Genomic DNA, 11,537 nt, shown 5'->3' on the forward strand with positions numbered 1-11,537 from the left:
TCGCTGCTCCTGGATAAGCTCTTTGATTTTGGTTATGTCCTTGTTGTAGGTGAGGCATCTACAGGCAAGACGACATTGCTGAATTCCTTTCTTGTCCCCCAGATCCTCACGATGAGTCCCAACGTGTTTTACTGTGAGCTCTGGTCCAGCCCGACGAGCGAGATACGGGATGTTATTTGCAAGCGAAGTGGTATCCAGCGTTACAAAGAGATTGACATCATCTCAATCTGTATGGAGCTTCTCAGAAAAGGCACCTGTTTTTTTATTATTGATGCCTGTGAAAGGCTCATATACATGGAACCTGATGAAAAGGAGAAACTGGAAAGGTTTCTTATGTTCTGCATGGGCCAGAAAAATGTCTACCTGATAATATCCGGGGACAGGGAAACGTTCTTTGAGTGGTATCAGACCTTCCATAATATCAGCACCTCCGCGATCTGCGAGGTGAAGCCGCTGGATAGCGCAAATGTCCTTGATACATATGGAGAGGAAAAGATCTTCTGGGATACGGGCGAATATTATAAGCCTATCGAATTTGAGCTTCTCCATGCGAATATGAGCATGGAGAAGGTTCTTTCGGACATGCTGAAGGGTGTAAAGGATACGTTTGAATTCAGAAATATCCTTTCAGTCTTTGTTGACAAACATGAGAATATCCTCAAGCGGTACACGGTGGAAGATATCGTTTACGAGACCTCTCTGCCTTACGACAGCATCCTGGGTCACGTCAATCTCCTGAAAGAGAAAGACATTGTGAAGGAGACGGAATCCTCCGGATTGACCTATTATTCACTGACGAGCAGATACCTGAAAGAGCCTCTGTATAAGCTCCTCGAACTTGATGCATTCGAGGAAAAGAAGAGGATAAGGAACATCCTGAAGAATTCTCTCGTGAACGAAACATTTCTTGACAGGGGTGCACTGAACGCGATTGAAAGATGGAAAGACCATATGATTTTTACCAAGGAAGAGATGGGTCTTGTCCTCGGCAGTATCGTCGATCTTCTGAATGACCCCTCCCATTTCTTCGAGAAGGCAAAAAGAGATGGCAAGGGCATTGATGTGCAGCCCGTATTGAAGTTCCTCTATTCCGATGATATCGAAAAACGGAAGAAGGCCATTGCCTTGCTCGTCGATATCCAGGACAGGAACATGATCAATCCTCTCCTCCACCATCTGAGACAGGAGAACGTGCTGGAGATCAGGGACCTCGTGATAAAAGGGATAGGGCTTACGGGAAAGAAGAAGGCAATGATAGCGATCATGAATACGCTCAACGAGATAGGCGATACACAATTGCGGTTGAAAGCGATAGAATTCTTTTATTCCCTCTTCGGCGAGAACACAAAACAATTGTTGACGGAGATAAGGGAGACCGAGGAAGACCCGGTCATCATCAAAAAGATAGATACACTCCTTACTAAGCTGCCGGTATCTTCGTGATGCCCTGCATATAGGGCCTCAGGGCCTCCGGTACGATAATACCCCCGTCCTTCGTCTGGTAGTTTTCCATGACGGCCATGACCGTCCTTCCCACCGCGAGACCTGACCCGTTCAGGGTGTGGACGAAGTCGATCTTCCCGCCCTGTTTTCTGTACCTGATCTTTGCTCTCCTTGCCTGGAAGTTTTCAAAGTTGCTGCAGGATGATATCTCGCGATAGATGTTCTGCCCCGGGAGCCAGACCTCGATGTCATAGGTCTTTGCAGAGGAAAATCCGAGATCACCGGTGCAGAGCAGGGAGACCCTGTAATGGATATTCAGCCTTTTAAGAATATCCTCGGCATCGAGGAGAAGCCTCTCGAGTTCATCATATGAGCTCTCCGGATCGGTGAATTTTACGAGCTCGACCTTGTTGAACTGGTGCTGCCTGGTCAGCCCCCTTGTGTCTTTTCCATGCGCCCCTGCTTCTTTCCGGAAGCACGGTGTATAAGCGACGTATTTCAGAGGCAGCTCATCTTCCCTGAGGATCTCACCGGCGTAGATGTTTGTGACGGGGACCTCGGCGGTGGGTATGAGAAAGTAATCGAGCCCGTCGAGCTTGAACAATTCCTCCTCGAACTTCGGTAACTGGCCCGTGCCCGTCATTGCCTCACGGTTCACCATAAAGGGAGGCAGGACCTCCGTATATCCATGCTCTCTCGTATGGAGGTCAAGCATAAAGTTGATAAGCGACCTTTCGAGCAGGGCGCCGTAACCTTTGTAGAGGGTAAAACGGGAACCGGTTATCTTTGCCGCCCTCTTGAAATCAAGGATGTCAAGTTTCTCACCCATATCCCAGTGCGCAAGTGGGTCGAAATCGAAAAGAGGTTTTTCTCCCCACACCTTCACCACCTTGTTCTCCGCGTCACCGGTACCGGCAGGGACCGAATCGTGCGGGATGTTCGGTATGACGAGGATCATATCTTCCCACTCTTTTTCCACGGCCTTCAGTGACAGTTCCATCTCCTCAATGTTTTTTCCGATGGTTCTCAGGTGTTCTATCTGCCCGGCAGCATCAGAGCCGGCCTTTTTCAGTTTCGCGATCTCGTTGGAGAGGGCGTTCTTTTCGCTCTTCATCCTTTCAGATCCCTGGATCAGCCTTCTCCGCTCTTCCTCAATGCCCATGAGTCTTTCGACATCAAAGGAAGCCCCTCGCTTCCCGAGGCTTTCTTTGACCAGTTCGATGTTCTCACGGATAAGTTTTGGGTCGATCATATTCAGTCCTCCAATAGATCAGGGTTAAATTCAATGGGTTTGTATGTGTAAAGCGTGCCGTGTAACGTGTAAAGAACCTGCCCGTCTATGAGAAAAAGGATCTTCTGTGCCTCTTTGAAAGTCGCAAGAAAGGAATGGGCGATTGAATAAACGGTGAGGATCTCCTTCATGGTGGACGGACTGTCGCTGATGATGTCCCTTGAGACATTGAGGTACATGACCCCATCCGTATCCGTTGCAGACTCGTAGAGCGTGAAGCCTTGCGGAAGGTGTTTTCCCTGCTTCAGCTTATTGATGATCATCTCGGTCTTTTCTTTATCGGAGATGTTGCTCCTGACAACAAATATCTTCTCGATCAGCCTGTTCTGCGCGGGGAAAAATACCGAGACCATCTGTTTATCGGGGGCCGTAAAGATCGTTTTTGGTTCCAGCGCGACCTTCACTCTATACCCGGTAACGATTATGGCAAGAACAACAACGAGTGCCAGAAGGATAATAAAGACGGTCCGAACCGGTCTCTGCTGAGCCTTTTTCCTCTCCGATCTTTTATCTATCATCATCCTTTGGTCTTTGCTCCTTTGCTCGCAGCCGTCAGCTTATATCGTAAAAAGTGAAAAGTGAAAGGTGAGAAAACCCGTAATTCGTGAATCGTAATTCGTAATTGGATGAAACCGGTGAAAGGTGAAAGGTGTCATTGCGAGCCCGCAGGGCGTGGCAATCCCAGGGGATGAGATCGCCGCGTCGCTTCGCTCCTCGCGATGACAATACAATTAAGAAACTTGCTCCTGAGTTTTTCATCCTCTGTTTTGTCCCTTTGTCCCTCATCCTTCGGTTTGTTCCGCCTTAGGTGTTGCAGTTCACTATATACTATATACGATATACTATTCACTGCTTTTTTGCCTCTTCGAGGAATTCGGAGGAACGCATAACCCGGAGGATGGGGTATATCGCAGAATTCCGGTAGGCATCGATGAAGTTCTCATGGATCTCTTTTTTGTACGCTGCGCTCAGATCTTCAAGTATGATCGTGTTAAAGTCATTGCACACGGCGTCAAAGGCCGTAGCGAGGACGCAGAAATGAGTGTTGACGCCGCCGATAGCGACAGTGTCTATCTGCAAGGTCCTTAATGTCTGATCGAGATCGGTCTTGAAAAAGGCGCTGAATCTCCTCTTTTCAAGGATGATATCGGTTGCCTGCGGCTCAAGGTCGGATAAGGGCCTTGTGCCGTCTGTTCCTCGCAGCGCATGGGGTTTCATCCTTCCCCGGAAGATAAAATCCTCTTTCAGGAAGCTGTCACAGGCGAAGATGACCGGTATGCCGATGCCCCGGCATGTTTTCAGGAAGTCCCGCACGTGAGGTACGATCTTTTCTTCTTCCTTCTCGCCTTTTCTTATTGCATCATAATTTCCTTCGAGCATGTCAACAATGATGATCGCTGGCTTCATTCTGCCGGTACCTCCTTATTATCCAGGAAGAGCCTGACAAAATTATTGCACATTGTTGCCGCGAGCTCTTCAGTCTCCTGATGCCGTATCCCGGCGATCCTCGTAACGGTCAGTTTTACAAAATAGGGCACGTTCCGTTTGCCCCTGTAAGGATGAGGCGTCAGAAAAGGGGCGTCAGTTTCAGCGAGTATTCTCTCATCGGGGATATATTCCACGACCTTGACGAGCTCTTCTGCGCTCCGATAGGTTATTGTCCCCGGTATCGATATATAGAAGCCCATATCAAGGAGCCGCTTTGCTGTCTCAAGATCATAGGAGTAGCAATGGATAACCCCACCGTTTCCGTTCCGGTACATTTCGCCGAGGATTTGCAGGGTCTCTGCCCGGGCGTTCCTTGAGTGGACAATGATCGGCAAGCCTTCATCTGCCGCCAGCGCGAGCTGCTCACGGAAGGCCTTGATCTGTGTATCCCTCGGAGAATAGTTTTTGAAGAAGTCGAGGCCTATCTCTCCGTAGCCGACTATCTTCTTCTGTCTCAGATAACCCCTGATCGTTTCAGCGACATGCCTGTTAAAATCCGTGCTGTTATGGGGATGTATCCCTATGGCCCCATACACCATAGGGTTTTTGTTCACGATCTCTACAACCTTCTCGAAATACCGTTCCTCTGTGCCGACCGTGAGTATATATTTCAGACCCTCATCGATGCTCTTCTCAATGATCTGATCCCTGTCTTTTGAAAATGATTCCATCTCGAGATGGCAATGGGAATCGACGAACATGATTTTTTATAACATATAATTCATAACGCTGCAATGGAGGATAACGAGCAGAGAGCAGAGAGCAGAGAGCAGAGAGCAGAGAGCAGAGAGCAGAGAGCAGAGAAAACCTCTTTGCGTCATTGCGAGGCGAAGCCGTGGCGATCCAAGGGTATAATCTATTGAATGAGATTGCCGCGCTCCGCTCGCAATGACAATTCACTGCGCTCCGCTCGCAATGACAATTCACTGCGCTCCGCTCACAATGACACAAATAGTGGTTAGGGCTTGTAACTCTCCGCTCCTCGCTCTCAGCTCTCTGCTGTAGTTTCCCTCCACGCCTCCCGCGGTTTTCACCGGTATCCAGTGACCAGTGGCGAGCATCGAGTTGGGAGTGAAAGGTTTATAACTCTCCGCTCCTCGCTCTCAGCTCTCTGCTGCCTTTACACATGGCACAGATGATTGAAAACGCATTCCACGCATCCCTTATCATCGAATGGCGTAAAAGGTCTGGCAGGATCGAGGATATCCAGGAGGGTTGTTCTCACACCTGTCAGATACGTTTCGTATAGTCCCTCTTTTTCTTCCCGGGATGTCCCCTGGAAAAGATGTTCCTCGACATTATTTCTGAGAAGTATCAATTTTGCGTTGACAGCGCCGACAGGCACATCCGAATGTTTGTGGAAGAGGTAGATGTAGACCGGGAGCTGGAAGGAAGGGATATACCGGTGGATATCGCTTATAGAATCCAATGATATCTGTCCGGGCATATTTTTGCGGTACTGTGTTGAACCGCCGGTTTTGTAATCGATGATCATATACTGTCCTGTGCCGGGATCGAAATCGATCCTGTCAACCTTGCCGGTCAGATTGATGTCTGTGCCGCCGGCATCTATCGTATGCTCAAACCTTTGTTCCATGTGGACGATGGTAAATGGATCAGGGGCATTATTCAGGTTTTTGTGGAGGAAAGATTGAAGCTTGAAGGTTGCCAGCTTCCTGAACAAATAATAATCCCCGCTGTTGGCCGACCCCTCCAGGTGTCTATCGATGATCCTGTTCAATCTGGCAATGATCTCACCGTGCATGGGTTTTGATATCTCCCTGTTCAGGTAGCCTTCGAATGTTTCCTGGAGAATACGGTGTATCATGGTGCCCCTTTCCGTTGCCTCGACATCGTCACTGATCGTTTTTTTCTCCTCGAAGGAGAGGATATCGCTGTAGTAGAAAAAGACAGGACAGAAGACATAACGGTCTATCGATGAGGGCGAAAAGGATCTTGATCGCAGCAGTTCCATGATAAAGGATGTTTTTTCTATGGCAGGTATCGTTGTGCCGGGTCTGAGGTTGATCGGGTAAACGGAGCGATCGATCGGAATGACATCAATGGCCTTTTGTGTCTTTTCCGCATTCCAGATGATCTTTTCGATATACCTGCTTCGTGGTCTGTCCTCAGCGTCGACATACAGGATGTGTACGTTTTTCGATGACAGGACAAGGCGTTCGAAATAGTAACGGTATATTTCCTCACTTTGCCGCGCAGAGGGGATTCCCAGCATCTCATGGACCCCTGACGGGATCAGCGGATCGACCCTTTTTTGCTGCGGCAGGATGCCTTCGTTTGCATCCATTATGATGGTGGTGTCGAAGGATATGTTTCTTGATTCAAGGAGACCGATGATCTCGAGAGACTCTATGGGTTTTGTTTCAAAGGGCAGGCGCACTGACCGCAGATGACGGAGGATGAAATCACATATCAACCGCCTGTTCTCCTCCCGGCTGTCATAAAATCCCGCCTTGCTGAAATAGAGCTTTTTAATATCTTCCAGCACCTTGAGAGCTGACCTGAAGATCTCCCCGGAGAGGACATAGGAACGGACAGGGGTATGATCCAGTACATATTCAAGCGCTGTCTCCAGATTTTCTGCATATTCATAAAGAGTCGCCGCGCCTTCAAAGTTCCCGAAAAAGATGGTATGTATCCCGCGCACCGTTTCATACGGAATACTTTCCTGACCCCTGACTCTTCGCTCCTCACGCCTTCCGCCTTCCGCCTCACGCCTCACGGTTCTTAATACCCTCTCCACCTCGTCGAGCGCGACAAAGGGTTTGTATGCGAGGGGACTTCCTTCGATCTCCCCGGTACAGAGCCTGGAGATATCCAGTAACGCCTGCCATGTCCCTTTATCAGCCTCAATATTCTTGATAAAGGGATGAAGGAGGACCTTGAGGTATTCCGTGACCGGATACATGCCGTTGCCCTGTCTTGATGTCTGCGCGCGGATGATATGGGCGATGAGATCGAAGACCGGTGTGCGTTCGAGCGGATACCCGACGGCAATATTACAGGGGACGCCGATCCTGTCTGTGACAAAGGTGAGAAGAGGGAAGAGCGCGTCGGACAACGGCAGGATAACCGCTGTCTTCTGCCTGTGGTTGTCTTCCAGGATCGTGTGGGCCTTGAGGATCGTGTGGACCTTGAGGATCTCGGAATGGGTGTCGAAGCCTGAATGGATGCTTATGGACGGGGGCTGCGCGGTTTCCGGTGTAATGTATTCAATATCAGCGCCAAGATAATCGACAAGGTCTTGCAGGAGAGACCAGTCAGACGGCGTCCCTTCAAGGACGATCTCTGCCTGACCTCTCTTCCACAGGTTCTTCAGGATAAACTTTTCAGTGCCCAGCAATCCAAAAAGACCGGCAAAATATATCTTTTCAAATTCATCGACCCGGAGCTCCCCGATGGCGCGGGAAGCGGTGAGGTATTTGTAGCCGCGGGTAAAGCACGCCTTTTCATCAAGCAGGTCGTGGAATGAATCCCGCAGGACACTTACATGCGTGAGCAGTTCGTTGATACTTTCCGGTACGTCGTATCCTATCCCGGCATTTTCTTCAAGAGACCTGAGCCTGTCGTTCTCAACATCTTCTGAATCAAGCTGGTCTATGAAATCCAGGAGGTGTCCTCCCCAGTAAAAGAAATCGCCGAAGTTTTTTTGCTGAAAAGGATGCCTGACAGATTGCGGCAGGGACTGGATAGATTGATATAAGAGCCACACGGCATCGGGGTATTCAAGGTCTTTAAAGCCCTGAAACCTTTTCCTTACGATATAATCGATAAACTCTTCTATGGAGAAAAATTTGGGGGAATATCCCGGGGTGACTATGCCCTCACTCAGTATCCTTTTCAGGTAGAGCGAAGGTCTCTTCCCCGCGAAGACGATAGCCGTGTCGGATGGCTGCCGACAGTCATTGAGGATGAACTCGCTGAGCCTTTTGAGGAAATCCGTACCGAAAGGGATTGAATAGACCTTGTTCATTTTTTTCAGACCTTGATCACGCTTCCGTCATCAATATAGACCAAGTATTTGTCGACCTTTCTGTCCGGGTACATGAGCTGCAAAAGCCTGCCGTAGTTATTGATCTGCTCGATGTGTTCGTCTGATCGCGTCTCGCCGGTTTTAAAATCGACGATATCAAGGCGGGAGGGATAGACGATGAGCCGGTCCACCTTGAATACGCTGCCCCCTTTGTCGATTATCTCCTTTTCCGTGAACACGACAGCGCCTTCTCCCGGTTGGAAAAATGAGAGGACTCGCGGATTGCGAAACAACCGCACGATCATCCCTTCGATCTCGTCTTCATTGAACGGGACATTCAGTTTTGCTGTCCCCGCCTGTATGGATTCCCGCACGCACGGCAAAGGATCCTGCGGAAGTATGTGGATCAACGAAAGGATATAGTGGATGAGGTCCCCTTTGGCCTGGGCTATAATGCTGCGTTTTGATATTGTCTCCGGTCTTACGAACTTCTTCCTGAACATCTCCATCCACCGGATCCGGTCATCCATATCGTTGAGGCGAAGTTCTTGCGATGCAGCATCAGGACGATCCTGTTCAGCTGACCTGACGGGCAATGCAGCCTGTCTGCCGATCTCAATGGAGGTATCATGTGCGTATCCCCTGAGGTCTTCCATGGTGAAGATGTAATCAATAAGAAAATTCTTTTGCCTGACAGAATCAGCCAGAAGGATATAGAGTTCCTTTCCCGCCCTGGTACAGGCAACATAGGTATTGTTGAGCTCGTCGAGGAGGAATTCCGCTTCTCTCTGCCTGTAGATGTCTTCAAGGGTACGGGAGACCTGTCTGTAATTTTTCTTGATGTAAAAAAGCTTCAGGTCTTTCTCCCCGCTGACAACGATCTTGTTTTTGTCCCTGCTGTCGGAAGCGCCGAATGTGGTGAGCTTAAGGAAGGGAAGTATCACGACGGGGAATTGCAGGCCTTTTGCCTTGTGTACCGTGAGGACCTTAACGGCGTTGGCGCCTTCAGTTGTGTTCAGCAGGAATTGTTTTTCCACCTCCGCCGTTTCATCATAGGATGCGTCGGACGCCCTGGTGCAGAGCTCCAGAAAATCGGAGAGATTATTCTGGCCTGAACCTTCCTGCGTTTTAATAAGCTCGCAGAGATGGAGGATATAGGGGACATCCTCCTTAAAATGCCTGAAGACCTCCCATCTTTTAACAATGAGGGTGAAAAGATCATAGAGCGGCAGATAACCTGTTCCTTTGAAGAAATACTCGAAATATTCCTCCCAGATGTCGTTGTAATCTCTTTGAAAGATCTTATAGAGGTGATTGCCTTCATTACCCGTCCTGGCTTCTGTAAGCCATTCAAAGATGGTTCCTTCGGACATGGCGGTCTTTCTGTGAAATATCCTGCCGGTGATGAATTCAGCAAAAGAAAGGTCATCGTCGGGTGCGTTGAAAAACCTCATGAGGCTGAGGATCTCTTTCACGAGGTTGTTGTTTTTTATGTTTACGGTAAATTCCGACTCGACGCCGATCCCGATCTCGAGAAGCGTCCTGACGATCAGTTCCGCCTCTTTTCTGCGCCGCACCAGTATTGCCACATCTTTATACTCGAAGACGCCCCTGTCTTTGATGGCATGCATCAACCGGACAAGCCTTTCCCTGACTGCCTGATCCTTTTCATCTTTAAGAAAACTATCCTTTTCTTCACCTTCCTCATCGCGGTCAACGATCTTTTCAATCCTCACATATCCGGCGCCACGTGCCGTGTCAATGGCGACCTGGCCGGAGCCGCGGTATGTGTCCAGTATCTTCACCCTGGATTGTTCAGGGTGTTCGTTCGCGATCATATCGATAAGGTGTCGAAGGTTTTCTCTCCCGAAGATCGTGTTGTTAAAGGCGACGATATGTTCCCCGCTCCGGTAATTATTGTGAAGGGCGAGTTCCCGGACACGGTATGCGCGATAGCGTGAGGAGACCTCGTCGATCAGATCGGCGTTCCCTCCCCGCCAGCGGTAGATCGCCTGTTTTTTGTCGCCCACAAGAAAGAGGGTGCCTCCTCTTCCAAGGGCTTCTTCGGCAAGGCTCTCGATATTCTGCCACTGGAGCTGGTTGGTATCCTGAAACTCATCGATGAGGAAGTGCGAATATCGTTCAGCCAATGCATAGTATATCTCCGGTACGAACCCTTTTTCCCTGACGATGCCCTGCAGCAGTTTATTGAGCTGTTCAATGAGTATGACCCGTTTCCTGAACGTCACCTCTCTCAAAAGCATTCTTTTGAAAAGCCTGTAGACCTCGACATATGGTGAATATTTTCCCTCCGAGAGTGTTTCGACAAAAAGACGCCGCCCGTGAAGGATATCCTGCCATAGTTGTTCCTGTGTATCGTCAGGGAGTTTGCTCCCCTTTAAAAGGGATTCTTCGAGAGACTGCCTTGTAAAACATTTGCTGTCGCTTACAGTGTTCTTTCTCAGGTCAACAGGGAAGGAGAGCGCCTTCCGGAAGTCTGCCCTGAGCTTGATATCCGGGTCTCCGGCGAGCGATCTTTTCAGTGATGCCGCGGTTTGGTCGATCCTTTTTCCGGCGTCGCTCAGTATTCTTCCTGTATCGCGATAGAGGAATTCCTTGTTCTCTTTCGATTCTTCTCTCCAGAGGTCGCTGATCGTGTTCCTGAAAAAACCCCGTGCGGTCCAGTTGACGTTTTCGCCCTCCATATCGATGTAGCTTTCTATGAACCTGTCGAAGATGTGCCGGATCTCTGTATCTTCCGTTAAGGACTGGAGGCATTCCTGGATAACAAGGTCGATCAGGGGTGTCGAGTCGGTGCTGATATCGAAATCAGGCGGCAGATTCAATTTAAAGGCAGACGCCTTCAGGATGAGATTGACAAAGCTGTCGATGGTGCCCACATTGAAGTCATAAAAATGCTTCAGCATATCCTCGAAATCGATCTCGATTAACTTTCGTATAGATTCTGTTCCCAACTGGCAACTCGCAGCATCTTTTTCTCCTGGTTCATTTAGTTCATCTGGTCTGTTTTGTTTTAACGTTGAACGTTGAACCCTCCGCCACTGCACCGGAGGACAGGCGTTGAACGTTGAACAAGCTTTACTCTCCGCTCTCTGCCCTCCGCTCTCCGCCGCTTTTGCTATTTCCTCCAGCGGTGTTTTCGAAGAGCCTTTGAAAGGGATATCAAGGATGATCCTTTTCATCCAGTCGATGATGCGAACCCGCATTTCTGCGGCAGCCTTATTGGTAAAGGTCAGGGCAACGATATTCGAGATATGATTTTTGGGGCCGCTTCCTGCCGGCTGACCCATGACAAGGAAT

At 49.2% G+C, this 11,537-nt stretch carries 7 protein-coding genes; 1 reads left to right on the forward strand and 6 read right to left on the reverse strand.

Features of this window, described 5'->3' with window-relative positions:
- Positions 1-1,443: hypothetical protein (locus tag PHU49_09285; protein MDD5244196.1), on the forward strand; the 1,443-nt coding region annotated here is incomplete at its 5' end.
- Here PHU49_09285 and serS read toward each other — a convergent pair.
- The 6 genes from serS to PHU49_09315 form a co-directional block, all read right to left on the reverse strand.
- Positions 1,421-2,695, reverse strand: a complete 1,275-nt coding sequence (gene serS, locus PHU49_09290) for a serine--tRNA ligase (GenBank protein MDD5244197.1) — start codon at positions 2,693-2,695, stop codon at positions 1,421-1,423. The two genes, PHU49_09285 and serS, sit on opposite strands and share 23 nt — an antisense overlap.
- Before the next feature lie 2 nt (positions 2,696-2,697).
- Positions 2,698-3,255, reverse strand: coding sequence for a GerMN domain-containing protein (locus PHU49_09295; GenBank protein ID MDD5244198.1), 558 nt, complete (start codon positions 3,253-3,255; stop codon positions 2,698-2,700).
- A 325-nt stretch (positions 3,256-3,580) separates the two neighbouring features.
- A complete protein-coding gene (locus tag PHU49_09300; GenBank protein MDD5244199.1) occupies positions 3,581-4,141 on the reverse strand; it encodes a cysteine hydrolase in 561 nt (186 codons plus the stop codon).
- A complete protein-coding gene (locus PHU49_09305; protein MDD5244200.1) occupies positions 4,138-4,923 on the reverse strand; it encodes a TatD family hydrolase in 786 nt (261 codons plus the stop codon). Before PHU49_09305 ends, PHU49_09300 begins: the two co-directional genes overlap by 4 nt.
- A 419-nt stretch (positions 4,924-5,342) precedes the next feature.
- On the reverse strand, positions 5,343-8,216 hold the full coding sequence (locus tag PHU49_09310; GenBank protein ID MDD5244201.1) for a PD-(D/E)XK nuclease family protein: 2,874 nt from the start codon (positions 8,214-8,216) through the stop codon (positions 5,343-5,345).
- 5 nt (positions 8,217-8,221) lie between these two features.
- Positions 8,222-11,537 (reverse strand): UvrD-helicase domain-containing protein (locus PHU49_09315; protein ID MDD5244202.1); only part of this gene is annotated, 3,316 nt, incomplete at its 5' end.

The organism is Syntrophorhabdaceae bacterium (assembly GCA_028713955.1).
GTDB lineage: Bacteria > Desulfobacterota > Syntrophorhabdia > Syntrophorhabdales > Syntrophorhabdaceae > UBA5609.